General features: G+C 59.1%; 17 protein-coding genes, 1 other RNA gene and 2 pseudogenes. 8 read left to right on the plus strand and 12 right to left on the minus strand.

Annotation, left to right across the window (positions count from 1 at the left end):
• Positions 1-14 precede the first annotated feature (14 nt).
• Entirely contained in the window at positions 15-575 is a 561-nt protein-coding gene (locus QK293_RS05665) for a YecA family protein (RefSeq protein ID WP_282376122.1), read from the minus strand.
• Positions 576-700: 125 nt separating this feature from the next.
• On the opposite strand from QK293_RS05665, the gene QK293_RS05670 reads away from it, so the two are divergent.
• From QK293_RS05670 to QK293_RS05685, 4 genes are all read left to right on the plus strand, one after another.
• Positions 701-910 carry a TIGR02449 family protein gene (locus QK293_RS05670; protein WP_007982902.1) on the plus strand — a complete coding sequence of 70 codons (210 nt, stop codon included), beginning with the start codon at positions 701-703 and terminating at the stop codon, positions 908-910.
• Entirely contained in the window at positions 907-1,224 is a 318-nt protein-coding gene (locus QK293_RS05675; protein ID WP_053163708.1) for a cell division protein ZapA, read from the plus strand. Before QK293_RS05670 ends, QK293_RS05675 begins: the two co-directional genes overlap by 4 nt.
• 30 nt (positions 1,225-1,254) lie before the next feature.
• Positions 1,255-1,433, plus strand: a non-coding RNA gene (gene ssrS / locus QK293_RS05680) — 6S RNA.
• Between the two features lie 84 nt (positions 1,434-1,517).
• The gene (locus QK293_RS05685; protein WP_282376124.1) at positions 1,518-2,123 is read left to right on the plus strand and encodes a 5-formyltetrahydrofolate cyclo-ligase; all 606 of its coding nucleotides are present in this window, start codon (positions 1,518-1,520) and stop codon (positions 2,121-2,123) included.
• A gap of 34 nt (positions 2,124-2,157) precedes the next feature.
• Here the strand turns inward: QK293_RS05685 and QK293_RS05690 are convergent, their stop codons facing one another.
• Entirely contained in the window at positions 2,158-2,310 is a 153-nt protein-coding gene (locus QK293_RS05690; protein WP_008024268.1) for a hypothetical protein, read from the minus strand.
• A gap of 201 nt (positions 2,311-2,511) precedes the next feature.
• On the opposite strand from QK293_RS05690, the gene QK293_RS05695 reads away from it, so the two are divergent.
• Entirely contained in the window at positions 2,512-2,964 is a 453-nt protein-coding gene (locus QK293_RS05695) for an EVE domain-containing protein (RefSeq protein WP_282376127.1), read from the plus strand.
• 47 nt (positions 2,965-3,011) lie between these two features.
• Here QK293_RS05695 and QK293_RS05700 read toward each other — a convergent pair whose 3' ends face one another.
• Complete coding sequence (locus QK293_RS05700) at positions 3,012-3,419, minus strand: flagellar basal body-associated protein FliL (protein WP_282376129.1); 408 nt, start codon at positions 3,417-3,419, stop codon at positions 3,012-3,014.
• Between the two features lie 150 nt (positions 3,420-3,569).
• On the opposite strand from QK293_RS05700, the gene QK293_RS05705 reads away from it, so the two are divergent.
• Positions 3,570-4,547, plus strand: coding sequence for an NADPH:quinone oxidoreductase family protein (locus tag QK293_RS05705; RefSeq protein WP_282376131.1), 978 nt, complete (start codon positions 3,570-3,572; stop codon positions 4,545-4,547).
• Positions 4,548-4,838: 291 nt separating this feature from the next.
• Positions 4,839-6,188 carry a glycerol-3-phosphate transporter gene (gene glpT / locus QK293_RS05710; protein ID WP_282376132.1) on the plus strand — a complete coding sequence of 450 codons (1,350 nt, stop codon included), beginning with the start codon at positions 4,839-4,841 and terminating at the stop codon, positions 6,186-6,188.
• Here the strand turns inward: glpT and QK293_RS05715 are convergent.
• The 7 genes and pseudogenes from QK293_RS05715 to QK293_RS05745 all read right to left on the minus strand — a co-directional run.
• Positions 6,164-6,832, minus strand: coding sequence for a gamma-glutamylcyclotransferase (locus QK293_RS05715; RefSeq protein ID WP_282376133.1), 669 nt, complete (start codon positions 6,830-6,832; stop codon positions 6,164-6,166). The genes glpT and QK293_RS05715 overlap by 25 nt on opposite strands.
• Before the next feature lie 196 nt (positions 6,833-7,028).
• Positions 7,029-7,994, minus strand: coding sequence for a CDP-6-deoxy-delta-3,4-glucoseen reductase (locus QK293_RS05720; protein ID WP_282376134.1), 966 nt, complete (start codon positions 7,992-7,994; stop codon positions 7,029-7,031).
• A complete protein-coding gene (gene ubiD / locus QK293_RS05725; protein ID WP_056738783.1) occupies positions 7,994-9,460 on the minus strand; it encodes a 4-hydroxy-3-polyprenylbenzoate decarboxylase in 1,467 nt (488 codons plus the stop codon). The genes QK293_RS05720 and ubiD overlap by 1 nt, the downstream gene beginning before the upstream one ends.
• A gap of 298 nt (positions 9,461-9,758) precedes the next feature.
• Positions 9,759-11,018: a transcription termination factor Rho gene (gene rho / locus QK293_RS05730; RefSeq protein ID WP_007942421.1), complete on the minus strand. Its 1,260-nt coding sequence runs from the start codon at positions 11,016-11,018 to the stop codon at positions 9,759-9,761.
• A gap of 248 nt (positions 11,019-11,266) precedes the next feature.
• Positions 11,267-11,596 (minus strand): thioredoxin TrxA, encoded by a 330-nt coding sequence (trxA, locus tag QK293_RS05735; RefSeq protein WP_008150340.1) that lies wholly within the window; start codon positions 11,594-11,596, stop codon positions 11,267-11,269.
• 120 nt (positions 11,597-11,716) lie between these two features.
• Positions 11,717-11,890 (minus strand): annotated as a pseudogene (locus QK293_RS27575) (FCD domain-containing protein); the annotation flags it as partial.
• A 113-nt stretch (positions 11,891-12,003) separates the two neighbouring features.
• Positions 12,004-12,153 (minus strand): annotated as a pseudogene (locus QK293_RS05745) (transposase); the annotation flags it as partial.
• A gap of 214 nt (positions 12,154-12,367) precedes the next feature.
• Between QK293_RS05745 and ppx the strand changes: the two are divergent.
• Entirely contained in the window at positions 12,368-13,870 is a 1,503-nt protein-coding gene (ppx, locus tag QK293_RS05750; protein ID WP_282376137.1) for an exopolyphosphatase, read from the plus strand.
• A gap of 65 nt (positions 13,871-13,935) precedes the next feature.
• Here the strand turns inward: ppx and ppk1 are convergent, their stop codons facing one another.
• Entirely contained in the window at positions 13,936-16,158 is a 2,223-nt protein-coding gene (gene ppk1 / locus QK293_RS05755) for a polyphosphate kinase 1 (protein WP_282376138.1), read from the minus strand.
• Positions 16,159-16,176: 18 nt separating this feature from the next.
• A complete protein-coding gene (gene hemB, locus QK293_RS05760; protein WP_282376139.1) occupies positions 16,177-17,190 on the minus strand; it encodes a porphobilinogen synthase in 1,014 nt (337 codons plus the stop codon).
• Positions 17,191-17,306: the final 116 nt, after the last annotated feature.

The following is a 17,306-nucleotide window of genomic DNA, read 5'->3' on the forward strand; positions in this document are numbered from 1 at the left end:
TCCCTGGCACGCGATTAATGCAGCGATGGTTTGGCAGCAGCCGGCGCGTCTGGCTTCTTGGTTTCGGTGAACAACAGCAGCGGCGCAACACGCAGGTACTCCATCACTTCCATGTAATCGCTTTCGCCGTCGTCGGACTCTTCCAGAGCGTCTTGCACCTGCGAGATAGCCGCCAGATCCTGCAAAACTTCAGTGGCCTCGGTGCTCAGCATGCTGCTGTCACGGCAGTTCAGGCCGAAACCGCTGAGGAAGCCCTGGCACCATTGGCCCAGTGCGGCGGCGCGATCAGCCAGTGGCTCGTCATCGGTCGGAAGCAGCAGAACGACGGTCACGTCGTCGCCGGTGAGCTCGCCCTTGACCATCTCTTGCAGGCCGATCAAGGCATTGCGAATGTTGTCCTGCGGCTCGCCTTCGAGCAGCTCGGCGGCATCAACCAGCCAGCCTTCGGCATCGAAGCCGGCACCGGCGCAACTGCGGCCGAGCAGCAGGCCATGCAGTTCGGCAGGCGAGACGTTATGACCGCTGGAAGTCAGCAGTGTGACGAAGGCTTGGTACGGGGAATTCTGAATGGGCATGGGCAGCTAGGCGCCAGACGGCGCTATGTCTAGAATGAAGGCCTTGTATCCTACATCGACAGACTCGCCAAGACTATTAAAGGCTGTCCGCCAGCTATCACCCATCTGACATTTCAGTGGACCCAATGGAAGACACCGACCTGCAAGCGCTAATGGCCAGACTCGAACTGCTAATTACCCGCGTCGAGCAACTAAAGAGTCAAAACGGACTCCTATTAGCTCAGGAAAAGACCTGGCGCGAGGAACGCGCTCACCTCATTGAAAAGAACGAAATCGCCCGGCGTAAGGTCGAATCAATGATTTCGCGCCTCAAGGCCCTGGAGCAAGACTCATGAGTTCAAGCAATAGCGTTACCGTGCAGATCCTCGATAAAGAGTATTCGATCATCTGTCCCCAGGAAGAGCGCAGCAACCTGGTGAGCGCCGCCCGTTACCTGGACGGCAAGATGCGCGAAATCCGCAGCAGCGGCAAAGTCATTGGCGCCGATCGCATCGCCGTGATGGCCGCGCTGAACATCACGCACGATCTTCTGCACAAGGAAGAACGCCCGGATGCACAGGCCAGCGGCTCGACCCGTGAGCAGGTTCGTGACCTGCTGGACCGCGTCGATCTGGTGCTCGCAACCGACCCGGACGTCACCAAGGGCTGAAACGCGAAACCGCTTGGGGTATACTCGCAACACTCCCTGGGGTGCTTGCCAGTTGGCGATGTCCCTGAGCCGATTTGCTATACCCTGGAGGTTGCACGTTGGGCTGGTGTGCATGTCCGCTAGACGGAAAGCCTTAAAGCCTACTGCATCTTCCACCTTGAACTTTCGGGTTCAAGGGCTAAGTCGACAGCGGTACATCCGGGGAGCCTGATTCCAGTCCGATGCCGGTTTAAATACCGGCATCGGCTTTTTTACGGGTACGCTTCAGGTACTTGTCCCGCGAGCCCGAATCCATGAACGAACCTGCGCTGCTACCCCGCCCGCAACTTCGACGCATGCTGCGCAAGGCCCGCCGCGCACTGACTCCCAGTCAGCAACGCCAGGCTGCACGCGGGCTGTACAAGCAATTGGCCCAGCAGCCGCTGTTTCGCCGCGCAAAACATATCTCTCTGTATCTGCCCACTGACGGTGAAATCGATCCGCGTGTTGTGCTGCGTGCCGCTCAACGTCGGGGCAAGGCAACTTATCTGCCGGTGCTCAGTGCCTGGCCACGAACCAAAATGGTGTTCCAGCGAATTCGCCCCGGTGAAAAACTGAAACCCAACCGTTTCCGTATTCTCGAACCCCGGCACAACCTCGCCCGGCAACGCAAAGTCTGGGCGCTCGATCTGGTGCTGTTGCCATTGGTGGGATTTGACGATGTCGGCGGACGCCTGGGCATGGGCGGTGGTTTTTATGATCGAAGCCTGGCGTACCTGGCACGACGAAAAAACTGGCGCAAGCCGACGCTATTGGGGCTGGCCCATGAATGTCAGAAGGTCGAGCGATTGGCTCAAGCGAGCTGGGATGTGCCGTTACAGGGAACGGTGACAGACAAGGCGTGGTATTTCGCAGGCTAGACGCCGCAGGAATCAGCGGCGTCCCAAAACAGGTTCAGCGTTTGAACGCCGACGGCTGCTGTTGCTGCGCGATTTCGATCGGAGCATCGGTCTTGTTGCTCCACAGGCTTTGGGCATAGCCAGTGGTCACGACGCCGAGGCCGAACAAAATAACCAAAATCCATAGTAAATCCGGTTTGCGTTTCATCGATTGCCCCCCAAAGGCACATCAACACGATGACAGCAGCGGTTTCCGTTATAGGTGTAGGCCGTGCAGCAGCGTCATGCTTAGAAGGCCGGCATTCTGCGACAACGTGAACCGACACGCAAACGCTGGCGTCAACCGACCGTCGGTTTGTCATAAAATTGCCCGACAACTTGCCCACCCACCTCGCAAGGAGCAAAAACCATGGCTTATTGGCTGATGAAATCCGAGCCCGACGAGCTCTCAATCAAGGGCCTGGAGACGCTTGGCAAAGCGCGCTGGGACGGAGTGCGCAACTACCAGGCGCGTAATTTTCTGCGGGCCATGGCCGGGGGCGACGAGTTTTTCTTCTATCACTCCAGCTGCCCCGAACCGGGAATTGCCGGGATCGGACAGATTGTCGAAGCCGCGTATCCGGACCCGACGGCGCTGGAGCCGGAGAGCGTTTACTTCGATCCGAAATCTTCACCCGAGAAAAACGCCTGGAGCGCGATCGATGTCGCTCACGTCGAGACGTTTCCCAAGGTGCTGAAGCTGGAGTATCTGAAACAGCAGGCGGCGCTGGCCGAGATGCCGCTGGTGCAGAAAGGTTCGCGACTGTCGGTGATGCCGGTGACGGCCGAGCAGTGGGCGGCGGTGATTGCGCTCAAGCCGTAAAATCTCCTGCGTTTACCGGAATGAGGCCCGCCGCAACAACGAACGTCTTACTGAATAATCAGGTTGTTGAACAACAGATCCTCAACCACCGGCTTACCGGTTTCGTCGTTCATAATTTGCTGGGTCTGTTTCAGGGCTTCCTGACGCAGCTTTTCCTTGCCTTCGATGCTGTTCATCGCCTCGGTGGTCTGCTGGGTGAACAACGCGACCAGTTGATTGCGAATCAACGGTTCATTGGCCTTGACCAGTTTGGTCGATTCTTCACCGGTCACCCGCAACGCCACGTCAGCCTTGAAGACCTTCAACTTCGGCGTGCCATCCAGGCCATAGTTACCCACGAATGGCGGACTCAGGGTCAGGTAGCTGACTTTCGGGGCTTCACCTTCTTTGGCTTCTTCGGCCATCGCTGCCACGGGCAGAGACAGGGCCAGCAGCAACATGATCCACGCTTTCACAATTCGCTCCTTATCCGGTTTGCGGTCTAGCATAACGACCCGTCGCACAAGCACAAGCTTATGGCTGACTATCAGGGCCGGGCATGCTCGTTGACCCATCGACTTACACACCTACACTTATCGGCCATCACTCCCAAAGGAATAGCCCTGATGAAAGCCGTGCTGTGCAAAGCCTTCGGCCCTGCCGAATCGCTGGTGCTGGAAGACGTCGCCAGTCCTGTTGCGAAGAAGAATGAAATCCTGCTGGACGTGCACGCCGCCGGGGTGAATTTCCCGGACACGTTGATCATCGAGGGCAAATACCAGTTCAAGCCGCCCTTCCCGTTTTCCCCGGGTGGCGAAGCCGCCGGCGTGGTCAGCGCGGTGGGTGAAAAGGTCAGTCACCTCAAGGTCGGTGATCGGGTCATGGCCCTGACCGGTTGGGGCAGTTTCGCCGAACAGGTCGCGGTGCCAGGCTACAACGTGCTGCCAATCCCACCCTCAATGGACTTCAACACCGCCGCCGCTTTTAGCATGACCTACGGCACTTCGATGCACGCGCTCAAGCAACGAGGCCATCTGCAACCCGGTGAAACCCTGCTGGTGCTCGGCGCTTCCGGTGGTGTCGGCCTGGCGGCGGTGGAAATCGGCAAAGCCATGGGCGCCCGCGTGATCGCCGCCGCCAGCAGCGCCGAAAAACTCGCGGTGGCCAAGGCCGTCGGCGCCGATGAGCTGATCAACTACAGCGAAACCAGCCTCAAGGACGAAATCAAACGCCTGACCGATGGCCAGGGCGCCGACGTGATCTACGACCCGGTGGGTGGCGACCTGTTCGACCAGGCCATCCGCGCCATTGCCTGGAATGGACGCCTGCTGGTGGTCGGCTTTGCCAGCGGTCGCATTCCGGAATTGCCAGTGAACCTGGCGCTGCTCAAAGGTGCGGCAGTGGTCGGCGTGTTCTGGGGTTCGTTTGCTCAGCGCCAGCCTCAAGACAACGCAGCGAACTTCCAGCAATTGTTTGGCTGGTTTGCCGAAGGCAAGTTGAAGCCACTGGTGTCGCAGGTGTATCCGCTGAGTAATGCGGCGCAGGCTATAAATGATCTGGGCCAGCGCAAGGCAGTCGGGAAAGTGGTGGTGCAGGTTCGCTGAGCCCAATGAAGCGGTCTGGACTTCAAATCAAAGTGTTCAGACTGCTTACTTCCCTTTCAAACGAAGGACATTTCCCAAAGCCTCGTCCTACCCTGGACCGAAATGCGGCATGAAGACCTGCAAGTAACGTTTCCCACAGCGTCCTTCATTTATACCTGAGCGACATGTTCATAAAGGAACACCGAATCTCCAGAATTTCCGCTATTTGGTCGGTGCGAACCGGTGCTATTTTCGGTAACGAAACTGTAACATTCGCATCCGCAGTCAAAACAAGAAATCTGGAGCTCTTGAATGTTTGCTTTCTTTCGTCCTGCCGCACATCAGGCTCCATTGCCTGAAGAAAAAATAGACAGCACCTACCGACGCCTTCGCTGGCAGATCTTCGCCGGGATTTTCTTTGGCTATGCGGGTTATTACTTGCTGCGCAAGAACTTCTCCCTGGCCATGCCATACCTGATCGACGAGGGTTACACCCGTGGTCAGTTGGGGTTGGCGATGTCGGCGATCGCGATTGCCTACGGCCTGTCGAAGTTCCTCATGGGCCTGGTGTCCGACCGCTCCAACCCGCGTTACTTCCTGCCCTTCGGCCTGCTGGTATCGGCGGGGGTGATGTTCATTTTCGGTTTCGCACCGTGGGCTACGTCCAGCGTCACCATGATGTTCATCCTGCTCTTCATCAACGGCTGGGCCCAGGGCATGGGCTGGCCACCGAGTGGCCGGACCATGGTGCACTGGTGGTCGCAGAAGGAACGCGGTGGCGTGGTGTCCGTGTGGAACGTGGCGCACAACGTCGGCGGTGGCCTGATCGGCCCGCTGTTCCTGCTCGGCATGGGCTTGTTCAATGATTGGCGCGCGGCATTCTACGTACCGGCGGCGGTGGCTCTGGCGGTGGCAGTGTTCGCCTTCATGACCATGCGCGACACCCCGCAATCGGTTGGCCTGCCGCCGATCGAGAAGTACAAAAACGATTACCCGGAAGGCTACGACGCCAGCCACGAAGACGAATTCAGCGCCAAGGAAATCTTCGTCAAATACGTGCTGCACAACAAAATGCTCTGGTACATCGCCATGGCCAACGTCTTCGTCTACCTGCTGCGCTACGGCGTATTGGACTGGGCTCCGACTTACCTGAAGGAAGCCAAAGGCTTCACCGTGGATAAGACGTCGTGGGCGTACTTCCTCTACGAGTGGGCAGGTATTCCGGGCACGCTGCTGTGCGGCTGGATGTCGGACAAGATCTTCCGTGGCAACCGTGGCCTGACCGGCATGGTGTTCATGGCGTTGGTGACTGTGGCGACCCTGGTGTACTGGCTCAACCCGGCCGGTAACCCGACCGTGGACATGATCGCGCTCGTCTCGATCGGCTTCCTGATTTACGGCCCGGTGATGCTGATCGGCCTGCAAGCGCTGGAACTGGCGCCGAAGAAAGCCGCCGGTACGGCAGCGGGCTTCACGGGTCTGTTCGGGTATCTGGGTGGTTCGGTCGCGGCCAGTGCAGCGATGGGCTACACCGTGGACCATTTTGGCTGGGACGGCGGCTTTGTACTGCTGATCGGTGCATGCCTGCTAGCGATGGCCTTCCTCGCGCCGACGCTGTGGCACAAGCAAGTCGCCAGTCAGAGCCGCGAAGCAATCGCCTGATCGGCGTTTGATTTGCAGCGCTTGAGCCGCGCCTCCAGATTCCGGTCTGGCATGGCGTGGCTACGCAGGGCGTTGGCGGTCTGCTCGACATAATCTCGAGTGGTGCCGTAACGCCCGCAAGCGTTTTCGAACACATGGCTCAGCACGTGATCCGGCAAGTTGCCGGCATAGCTGGGCAGGTGTCGCTCCAATACAAATCCCAATGCCTGAACCTGGCTTCCGTCTTCGAGGCGGCAGTTGAGCCAGTGTGGACGATATGACGGGAATGGCATTTCGCGCTGCCACAAGGCGTAGAGCGAAGCGTCGAGTTGTTCTTCGGGCAAGCGGTAAGCGAAACCGCTGCAAGAGCCGCCGCGATCCAGACCAAACACCAGGCCAGGCACTTCCGGCGTGCCGCGATGTTCGTGGGACCACAGGTACAAACCGCGATGGTAGCCATGCACCCGCCCCCGCACACGCTCCACCGCCGGGCATTCAGGCCGCCAGATCAGCGAGCCGTAAGCGAACAGCCAGACCGGCCCGCCCTTGTGGCGCGCCATGGTCGACTGCATCGAGCGGAGCAATTGTTCGTGCGTGAGCTGCGGCCCCAGATCGAGCCGCGGAGGGTAAGCCAGATTCAAAAAAGCAGATTCGATGGCGCTCATGGCGAATAGCGTTCAGCTCCCCCACGGGTAAAGAATTACTTAATAGAACGCACCGCTGTAACAATAAGGCACATATGTTTCGAGGCAATTTAAGTGCCATGGCACAGTTTTTAAACAATTGCCTGAATGACATATAACCTACCGGAATTTATATGATTGTATAAATACCGATCGGCTATATAGGGAGTTATAACGATTAACGGGGAGCGTACGCAAACACATCCGCGCGCATCTGATGAGCGTCCATCCCGGCTTCGACCAGAGCATCCAGCGTGCCGTAGACCATGGCCGGCGAGCCGCTGGCGTAGACATGCAAGGATTTCAGATCAGGGAAGTCCTCACACACCGCCTCATGCAACATACCGCACCGCCCCTGCCAGCCACATTGATCGCTGACGACTTTATGCAGGAACAGATTGGGTAGTTTCAGCCATTCATCCCAATGTTCAATGTCATAAAAATCTTCAGGGCGACGCACGCCCCAATACAAATGCACCGGATGTTTGAAGCCCGCGGCACGGCAATGTTCGATCAGGCTATGGATCTGGCCCATGCCGGTGCCAGCGGCAATCAGCACCAGCGGACCGTCCGGCAACTCCGCCAGATGGGTGTCGCCGAACGGCATTTCAATCCGCACCATCGGGTTGCGCTGAAGTTGCTCGATCAGGCTCAGCGCACTGCTTTCGCGCGCCAGCACCTGGATTTCCAGATCGCGCCCGCCGTGCGGCGCCGAGGCCAGGGAGAACGCGGATTTCTCGCCGTTCTCGCGCTCGATCATCAGGTACTGACCGGCGTGATAGCGCGGTGGCTTGCCGGCCGGCGCTCGCAGACGCACACGCCAGGTATCGCCGCCGACGTCCCTGCATTCAATGACCTGACACGACAAGCTGCGCACCGGCAATTCTCCCCGCGCGAGCACGCCATCCCACAGCACGATGCAGTCTTCCAGCGGCTCTGCTATGCAAGTGTAGAACTCGCCATGGTCGCGCACACCGCCTTCCTGTTCGACCCGCCCTTCCACCAGCAGCGCGGCGCACACATGACAATTGCCGTTTCGGCAGCTTTGCGGGCATTCATAGCCCAGACGCCGCGCGCCATCGAGAATCCGCTCGCCGGGCAGAATCTGTAGCACTGCTCCGGAGGGCTGCAAGGTTACACGCATCAATCTATTCCTAACTGATTCCAGATGGCATCGATCCGTTGGGTCACGGCTTCATCCTTGACGATCACCCGGCCCCACTCGCGAGTGGTTTCGCCCGGCCATTTATGCGTGGCATCGAGCCCCATCTTCGAACCCAGGCCGGAGACCGGCGAGGCGAAGTCCAGGTAATCGATCGGCGTGTTGTCGATCATCACCGTGTCGCGCTTGGGGTCCATGCGCGTGGTGATGGCCCAGATCACGTCGTTCCAGTCGCGTGCGTTGATATCGTCGTCAGTGACGATAACGAACTTGGTGTACATGAACTGTCGCAAAAACGACCAGACACCGAGCATTACCCGCTTGGCATGGCCGGGATACGACTTCTTCATGGTCACGATGGCCATGCGGTACGAGCAGCCTTCGGGCGGCAGATAGAAGTCGGTGATCTCCGGGAACTGCTTCTGCAGGATCGGCACAAACACTTCGTTCAGCGCCACGCCGAGAATCGCCGGCTCATCCGGCGGACGGCCGGTGTAGGTGCTGTGATAAATCGGTTTGATCCGGTGGGTGATGCGTTCGACGGTGAACACCGGAAAGCTGTCGACTTCGTTGTAGTAGCCGGTGTGGTCGCCGTACGGGCCTTCATCAGCCATTTCGCCCGGATGGATCACGCCTTCAAGGATGATCTCGGCAGTCGCCGGAACCTGCAGATCGTTACCGCGGCATTTCACCAGTTCGGTGCGGTTGCCGCGTAACAAGCCAGCGAAAGCATATTCGGAAAGGCTGTCCGGTACCGGCGTTACAGCGCCAAGAATGGTCGCAGGGTCGGCGCCCAGCGCCACGGACACCGGGAACGGTTGGCCAGGATGCTTCTCGCACCATTCGCGGTAATCCAGCGCGCCGCCACGGTGGCTCAGCCAACGCATGATGACCTTGTTGCGGCCGATCACTTGCTGACGGTAGATGCCGAGGTTCTGGCGATCCTTGTTCGGGCCTTTGGTGACGGTCAGGCCCCAAGTAATCAGCGGGCCGACGTCGCCCGGCCAGCAGGTCTGCACTGGCAGCATCGCGAGGTCGACATCGTCGCCTTCGATGACCACTTCCTGGCAGACTGCGTCTTTGACCACCTTCGGTGCCATAGCGATGATCTTGCGGAAGATCGGCAGCTTGGACCAGGCATCTTTCAGGCCTTTCGGCGGCTCGGGCTCCTTGAGGAACGCCAGCAGCTTGCCGATCTCGCGCAATTCGCTGACCGCCTCTGCGCCCATGCCCAGCGCCACGCGCTCAGGGGTGCCGAACAAGTTGCCGAGCACTGGGATGTCATAACCCGTGGGCTTTTCGAAAAGCAGCGCCGGACCTTTGGCACGCAAGGTGCGGTCGCAGACCTCGGTCATTTCGAGCACTGGGGACACCGGAACCTGGATGCGCTTGAGTTCGCCGCGCTTTTCCAGGCCGCTGATAAAGTCGCGCAAGTCGCGATACTGCATGCGTGAGCCTCGTGTTGGCCGTGGCGTTCGGGGGGAGGCAGTTTAGCGCCGAACCCCTCTATTCAGAACCACGAACTGCCGGTTCATCAAAAATCAGATAGCAAAAAGCCGGGTTTCCCCGGCTCTAGTGCCCTGTATGGCTGTCTCTGTTAGTCAACTTCGGCGCCGCAAGCTCATATCCTGCGTTGCTGCTCCTCGCCATAGCCAGCTATGACTCGTCGCAGCGCCTTGGCTATGAGCCTGCGGCATCCGAATTTGAACTAACGAGACAGCCACACAGGGCACAGCCCTTATCGACTTACTTGCGCTTCATCGACAGGAAGAACTCATCGTTGGTCTTGGTCGTTTTCAGCTTGTCGACCAGGAACTCAATGGCAGCGATTTCGTCCATCGGGTGCAGCAGCTTGCGAAGGATCCACATGCGTTGCAACTCGTCGTCGGCCGTCAGCAACTCTTCGCGGCGGGTGCCGGAACGGTTGATGTTGATGGCCGGGAAGACGCGTTTTTCGGCGATGCGGCGATCCAGAGGCAGTTCCATGTTGCCCGTGCCTTTGAATTCTTCGTAGATCACTTCATCCATCTTCGAGCCGGTTTCAACCAGCGCGGTGGCGATGATGGTCAGCGAACCGCCTTCTTCGATGTTCCGCGCGGCGCCGAAGAAACGTTTCGGTTTCTCCAGGGCGTGAGCATCGACACCACCGGTGAGTACTTTGCCGGAGCTCGGGATCACGGTGTTGTAGGCGCGAGCCAGACGGGTGATGGAGTCGAGCAGAATCACCACGTCCTTCTTGTGTTCGACCAGGCGCTTGGCCTTCTCGATCACCATTTCGGCAACCTGCACGTGGCGGGTTGGCGGCTCGTCGAACGTCGAGGCAACCACTTCGCCGCGCACGGTGCGCTGCATTTCGGTGACTTCTTCCGGACGTTCGTCGATCAGCAATACGATCAGATGAACTTCAGGATTGTTACGCGCGATGTTCGCTGCGATGTTCTGCAGCATGATGGTTTTACCGGCTTTCGGCGGTGCAACGATCAGACCGCGCTGGCCTTTGCCGATCGGGGCGCACAGGTCGATGACACGACCGGTCAAGTCTTCGGTGGAACCGTTGCCGGCTTCCATCTTCATGCGCACGGTCGGGAACAGCGGGGTCAGGTTCTCGAAGAGAATCTTGTTTTTCGCGTTCTCGGGACGATCGTAGTTGATCGTGTCGACCTTGAGCAGCGCGAAATAACGCTCGCCTTCCTTTGGAGGACGGATCTTGCCAACGATGGTGTCACCGGTGCGCAAGTTGAAGCGACGGATCTGGCTCGGCGAGACGTAGATATCGTCTGGGCCGGCGAGATAGGAAGCGTCAGCGGAGCGAAGGAAGCCGAAGCCGTCCTGGAGAATCTCCAGCACGCCATCACCGGAGATTTCCTCGCCGCTTTTAGCGTGCTTTTTGAGCAGGGAGAAAATCACGTCCTGCTTGCGCGAACGGGCCATATTTTCTATGCCCATCTGTTCGGCCAATTCGAGCAGTTCGGTAATCGGCTTTTGCTTGAGTTCAGTCAGATTCATATAGGAATGACGTAATCATTTATGGAGGGGGGGAAATTAAGCTTTTGGCTTAATGAGGCCGCGCCGCAGAGAAGGCGACAGGATCGCGTACTTATTCGAAAAGGAGTGCGTCGGCGACGGCTAGTAGGGGGCAGTGGAGAAACCAGTGCGGGGCCGAATGTACCACCTGAGTTTCGGAGCGTCTAGCCCTCAATAACGAAAAGGCCCCGCGATATGCGGGGCCTTTTTGATGACGCTTTAAACGACGCTTAGATGTTGGCGTCGAGGAAAGCAGCCAGTTGCGACTTCGACAGGGCGCCGACCTTGGTCGCTTCAACGTTGCCGTTCTTGAACAGCATCAGCGTCGGGATACCACGCACGCCATGCTTGGCCGGAGTTTCCTGGTTTTCGTCGATGTTCAGTTTGGCAACGGTCAGCTTGCCTTTGTAGGTTTCAGCAATTTCGTCCAGAACAGGAGCGATCATTTTGCAAGGGCCGCACCATTCAGCCCAGTAGTCGACCAGTACAGCGCCTTCGGCCTTGAGGACGTCGACGTCGAAGCTAGCGTCGGTGACGTGTTTAATAAGATCGCTGCTCATGGAAGTCTCCAGGTTGTAAGCAAAAAAACGTGGCCCATCATAGCCGCCCTTCCCTCGTTCAGGAAGGTGCAGATGATTGAGTCTCGCTATGGTGGCGCATGAGTTTGGGTATAGCTCAAGTCACGAGGTGGCGGGAGCGACGAAGGCAATTGCGGTGCGCAGGGCGGCGTTGCGTACATGTTCGTGCATGGCCTTCTGCGCCGCTCCGGATGCCCGCCGGGCCAGTGCGCGGAGGATTTTTTGGTGTTCCCGCCAGGTTTCCATGGCGCGCTCGGGCCGGATGAACGGTAGCTTTGATCTCCAGCCTCGGCAAGAACCCCGAGCGCGAGAAGGTCGTTGACTTCTCCCGTGCCAAAAATCCCTGCCCCGCTGCTTCGCCCGCACCTCCATCGAGCTGTTCCAGGGCACGCCGCACCGTGCACTTGGAAGGCCGCTACCCATTGGCGCAACGAGGAAAAATCCACCCCGTGACGATGCGCGACCTCTCTAAATCCCGCTTTGCCGGAACAGTAATCCTGTACCGCTGATAACTTTGCTTGATCAGTGTACTTACCCATGAAACACCCCATCAGTTGTGTCCAACTTTTGGGGTGCAGACCACTCTGCGTGGGAATGTCTCAACGGACGCTCTGCGTCCGCTTTTGGGACGCGGAGCGTCCCGGGCTGCATTCCTTTGCTGCGCGTGGGAACGATCGGCAATAAACCGTACGCGTTGGCGGCAGCGTTTGATCGTGGCACGATGTCGAGGTTATCGACCGAGACCCCCTGACCATGCCGCAATCTCAAGCCAAGAATCTGTCCCTGATCGCCGCAATCGACTTGGGCTCCAACAGCTTTCACATGGTCGTGGCCAAGGCCCAGAACGGCGAAATCCGTATTCTCGAACGACTCGGGGAGAAGGTTCAACTGGCCGCTGGCATCGACGATGAGCGCCAGCTCAGTGAAGAATCCATGCAGCGCGGGCTCGATTGCCTGAAGCGTTTTGCCCAACTGATCAACGGTATGCCGCCCGGCGCCGTACGGATCGTCGGCACCAACGCCCTGCGTGAAGCCCGTAACCGTGGCGAATTTATCCGCCGCGCTGAAGAAATTCTCGGCCACCCGGTGGAAGTCATCTCCGGCCGTGAAGAAGCGCGTCTGATCTACCTCGGCGTTTCCCACACCCTCGCCGACACCCCGGGCAAGCGCCTGGTGGCCGATATCGGCGGCGGCAGCACCGAATTCATCATCGGCCAGCGCTTCGAACCGCTGCTGCGCGAAAGCCTGCAAATGGGCTGCGTCAGCTACACCCAGCGCTATTTCAAGGACGGCAAGATCACCCCGGCCCGCTACGCCCAGGCATACACCGCGGCGCGGCTGGAGATCATGAGCATCGAACACGCCCTGCATCGCCTGACCTGGGATGAAGCCATCGGCTCCTCGGGCACCATTCGCGCCATCGGCCTGGCGCTGAAGGCCGGCGGTCATGGCACGGGCGAGGTCAACGCACAAGGCCTGGCCTGGCTCAAGCGCAAGCTGATCAAGCTCGGCGACGTCGAGAAGATCGACTTCGAAGGCATCAAGCCTGACCGCCGGGCGATCTTCCCGGCCGGCCTGGCGATTCTCGAAGCGATCTTCGACGCGCTCGAACTGCAACGCATGGACCACTGTGAAGGCGCCCTGCGCGAAGGTGTGCTTTATGACCTGCTGGGCCGTCATCATCACGAAGACGTCCGTGAGCGCACCCTCAGTTCGTTGATGGAGCGTTATCACGTCGATCAGGAACAAGCGCTGCGCGTTGAGCGCAAGGCGTTGCATGCCTTCGATCAAGTGGCTGAGGATTGGGACCTGGATGACGGCGTCTGGCGCGAATTGCTCGGTTGGGCGGCCAAGGTCCATGAAGTGGGCCTGGACATCGCTCACTATCACTACCACAAGCACGGCGCCTACCTGATCGAGCACTCGGACCTGGCCGGGTTCTCCCGCGAAGACCAGCAAATGCTCGCGCTATTGGTGCGTGGCCACCGACGCAATATTCCCCGGGACAAGTTTGCCGAGTTCGGCGATGAAGGCATCAAGCTGATTCGCCTGTGCGTGCTGCTGCGCTTTGCGATTCTGTTCCATCACATCCGCGGCACTCAGGAAATGCCTCAGGTCGTGCTGCACGCCAATGGCGACAGCCTGGATGTGCTGTTCCCGGAAAACTGGCTGGACGAAAACCAGCTGACCCAGGCCGACTTCGGTCTGGAAGCGGAATGGCTGACCCGCGTCGGCTTCGTGCTCAACGTTCGCTGAAACCTTCTGAAAGAAAAAAGGGCGATCCACCTGGATCGCCCTTTTTTTGCGCAAAATAATTCGCGTTAACGAACGGTCAGAATCGGGCTCCCCAAACGCTCCAGCAGCGTAGCCTGCGCACTGCGCGGGTTCTGGTTGCCGGTCGGTGTGTTGCGGATGTAACGGCCGTCCGCCTGCAAGCTCCAGCTGTGAGTGTTATCGGTGAGATAAAGCTCCAGCTCTTTCTTGACCCGCATGATCAGCTTCTTGCCCTCGACCGGGAAGCAAGTCTCAACGCGCTTGTCGAGGTTGCGCTCCATCCAGTCGGCACTGGACAGGAACATCTGCTCTTCACCGCCATTGAGGAAGTAGAAGACCCGGGTGTGCTCCAGGAAACGACCGATGATCGAGCGCACGTGGATGTTATGCGAAACCCCGGCGATGCCCGGACGCAGGCAGCACATGCCACGCACCACCAGATCGATACGCACCCCGGACTGACTGGCCTTGTACAGCGCGCGGATAATCTTCGGATCGGTCAGCGAGTTGAACTTGGCGATGATGTGCGCCGGTTTGCCGTCGAGGGCGAACTGGGTCTCACGGCCAATCATGTCGAGCATGCCCTTCTTCAGCGTGAACGGCGCGTGCAACAGCTTTTTCATGCGCAGGGTTTTACCCATGCCGATCAACTGGCTGAACAGTTTGCCGACGTCTTCGCACAACGCGTCGTCGGATGTCAGCAGGCTGTAGTCGGTGTACAGACGGGCATTCGCCGCGTGGTAGTTGCCGGTACCCAAGTGGGCGTAACGGACAATCTCACCGGCCTCGCGACGCAAGATCAGCATCATCTTGGCGTGGGTCTTGAAGCCCACCACGCCATAGATCACCACCGCACCGGCCGCTTGCAGACGGCTGGCCAGTTGCAGGTTGGACTCTTCGTCGAACCGCGCACGCAACTCGATCACCGCAGTGACTTCCTTGCCGTTACGCGCCGCATCGACCAGCGCATCGACGATTTCCGAGTTGGCGCCGGAGCGGTACAGGGTCTGACGGACCGCCAATACATGCGGGTCCTTGGCCGCCTGGCGCAGCAGGTCGACCACCGGCGTGAACGACTCGAACGGGTGCAGCAACAGGATGTCCTGCTTGCTGATCACACTGAAAATGTTCTCGCTGTTCTGCAGCAGTTTCGGGATCTGCGGGGTGAACGGCATGTATTGCAGCTCACGCTGACTGTCCAGACCGGTGATGCTGAACAGGCGGGTCAGGTTGACCGGACCGTTGACCTGGTACAGCTCGGTTTCGTGCAGGTTGAACTGCTTGAGCAAGTAGTCGGACAACTGTTTCGGGCAGGTGTCGGCGACTTCAAGACGCACCGCGTCGCCGTAGCGACGGGAAAACAACTCGCCGCGCAGGGCGCGGGCCAGGTCTTCTACATCTTCGGTGTCGACGGAAAGGTCGGCGTTACGGGTCAGGCGGAACTGGTAGCAGCCCTTCACCTTCATGCCCTGAAACAGGTCATCGGCGTGAGCGTGAATCATCGACGACAGGAACACATAGTTGTCGCCAGAGCCGCCGACTTCTTCCGGCAATTTGATGACGCGCGGCAGCAGACGTGGCGCCGGGATGATCGCCAGACCGGAATCGCGGCCGAAGGCGTCGATACCTTCGAGCTCGACAATGAAGTTCAGGCTCTTGTTGACCAGCAACGGGAACGGGTGCGTCGGGTCGAGGCCGATCGGGGTAATGATCGGCGCGATCTCGTCGCGGAAATAGCGGCGCACCCAGGTTTTGATCTTGGTGGTCCAGTGACGCCGACGGATGAAGCGCACCTGATGCTTTTCCAGTTCCGGCAACAGAATGTCGTTGAGGATCGCGTATTGGCGGTCGACGTGACCGTGTACCAGTTCACTGATGCGGGCCAGGGCCTGATGCGGTTGCAGGCCATCGGCGCCAGCCTGTTCACGGGCGAAGGTGATCTGCTTCTTCAGACCCGCCACACGAATCTCGAAGAACTCGTCCAGGTTGCTGGAGAAGATCAGCAGAAACTTCAGCCGCTCCAGCAACGGGTAGGACTCGTCCAGCGCCTGCTCCAGCACGCGGATGTTGAACTGCAGTTGCGAGAGCTCGCGATGGATGTAGAGGCTGCTGTCATCCAGGCCGGGAATGGCAATCGCCGGCGCCGCATGTGCGGGTTCGGCCACCACCGCGGGTGGAGCAGGCTCCAGTTCCGGCGGGGTCTCGGCGATTTGCTCCACCACAGGTTGAGCGTCTTTTACGGCAACTTCAGTGAGTCCTTCGGTATTCATCGAATGTTCCTGGGAGGGCTATTTTTGCTCTCGTAACAATTGAGCAGCACGGACGGCAAAGTAAGTCAGGATGCCATCGGCGCCTGCACGTTTAAAAGCAGTCAGGGATTCGAGGATAACCCCTTCGCTCAACCAGCCATTCTGGATTGCCGCCATGTGCATGGCATATTCACCGCTGACCTGATAAACAAAGGTCGGCACTTTAAATTCTTCTTTGACCCGGTAAAGGATGTCCAGATACGGCATGCCTGGCTTGACCATGACCATGTCCGCGCCTTCTGACAAGTCCGCCGCCACTTCATGCAGGGCTTCGTTGCTGTTGGCCGGGTCCATCTGATACGAGGCCTTGTTGGCCTTGCCCAGGTTCAGCGCCGAACCGACCGCATCGCGGAACGGGCCGTAATAGGCGCTGGCGTACTTCGCCGAGTAGGCCATGATCCGCACGTTGACGTGATCGGCCAGTTCAAGCGCTTCGCGGATCGCCTGGATGCGACCGTCCATCATGTCCGACGGGGCCACCACCTGAGCGCCGGCTGCGGCGTGGGACAACGCCTGCTTGACCAGTGCATCGACGGTGATGTCGTTCTGCACGTAGCCTTCTTCGTCGAGGATACCGTCCTGACCGTGGGTGGTGAACGGGTCAAGAGCGACGTCGGTGATCACGCCCAGTTCAGGAAATTGCGCACGCAACGCACGGGTGGCGCGCTGGGCGATCCCGTTGGGGTTCCAGGCTTGCGCGGCGTCCAGCGATTTGAGCTCCGGCGGCGTCACCGGGAACAACGCCAAGGCCGGAATCCCCAGCTCGACCCACTTGGCCGCTTCTTCAAGCAACAGATCGATGGTCAGGCGCTCGACGCCTGGCATCGACGCCACCGCTTCGCGACGGTTTTCACCGTCCAGCACGAACACCGGCAGGATCAGGTCGTCGACGGTCAGAACGTTCTCACGAACCAGTCGACGCGAGAAATCATCACGACGGTTGCGACGCAGGCGGGTTGCTGGAAACAAACGGTTGGCAGGGGTAAAGCTCACGGCAGACTCCTGAGCCCGCGCTGGCGGGCGAGCGTGACAGTTATAAGCGGGCATTATGACGAACAGATGACAGTTATGCTTAGCCCTGTGACACGTAGCCGCATCCATTGTCCTTG

The organism is Pseudomonas sp. AL03, assembly GCF_029960815.1.
Taxonomy (GTDB): domain Bacteria; phylum Pseudomonadota; class Gammaproteobacteria; order Pseudomonadales; family Pseudomonadaceae; genus Aquipseudomonas.

Bases quoted from the DNA above. Each gene is read 5' to 3' on its own strand.
- ubiD (WP_056738783.1), bottom strand. From the start codon at position 9,460: ATGCAGTATCGCGACTTGCGCGACTTTATCAGCGGCCTGGAAAAGCGC.
- ppk1 (WP_282376138.1), bottom strand. From the start codon at position 16,158: ATGAATACCGAAGGACTCACTGAAGTTGCCGTAAAAGACGCTCAACCT.
- QK293_RS05695 (WP_282376127.1), top strand. From the start codon at position 2,512: ATGGCTTATTGGCTGATGAAATCCGAGCCCGACGAGCTCTCAATCAAG.
- QK293_RS05665 (WP_282376122.1), bottom strand. From the start codon at position 575: ATGCCCATTCAGAATTCCCCGTACCAAGCCTTCGTCACACTGCTGACT.
- trxA (WP_008150340.1), bottom strand. From the start codon at position 11,596: ATGAGCAGCGATCTTATTAAACACGTCACCGACGCTAGCTTCGACGTC.
- QK293_RS05720 (WP_282376134.1), bottom strand. From the start codon at position 7,994: ATGCGTGTAACCTTGCAGCCCTCCGGAGCAGTGCTACAGATTCTGCCC.
- glpT (WP_282376132.1), top strand. From the start codon at position 4,839: ATGTTTGCTTTCTTTCGTCCTGCCGCACATCAGGCTCCATTGCCTGAA.
- rho (WP_007942421.1), bottom strand. From the start codon at position 11,018: ATGAATCTGACTGAACTCAAGCAAAAGCCGATTACCGAACTGCTCGAA.
- QK293_RS05715 (WP_282376133.1), bottom strand. From the start codon at position 6,832: ATGAGCGCCATCGAATCTGCTTTTTTGAATCTGGCTTACCCTCCGCGG.
- ppx (WP_282376137.1), top strand. From the start codon at position 12,368: ATGCCGCAATCTCAAGCCAAGAATCTGTCCCTGATCGCCGCAATCGAC.
- QK293_RS05675 (WP_053163708.1), top strand. From the start codon at position 907: ATGAGTTCAAGCAATAGCGTTACCGTGCAGATCCTCGATAAAGAGTAT.
- QK293_RS05670 (WP_007982902.1), top strand. From the start codon at position 701: ATGGAAGACACCGACCTGCAAGCGCTAATGGCCAGACTCGAACTGCTA.
- QK293_RS05685 (WP_282376124.1), top strand. From the start codon at position 1,518: ATGAACGAACCTGCGCTGCTACCCCGCCCGCAACTTCGACGCATGCTG.
- QK293_RS05690 (WP_008024268.1), bottom strand. From the start codon at position 2,310: ATGAAACGCAAACCGGATTTACTATGGATTTTGGTTATTTTGTTCGGC.
- QK293_RS05705 (WP_282376131.1), top strand. From the start codon at position 3,570: ATGAAAGCCGTGCTGTGCAAAGCCTTCGGCCCTGCCGAATCGCTGGTG.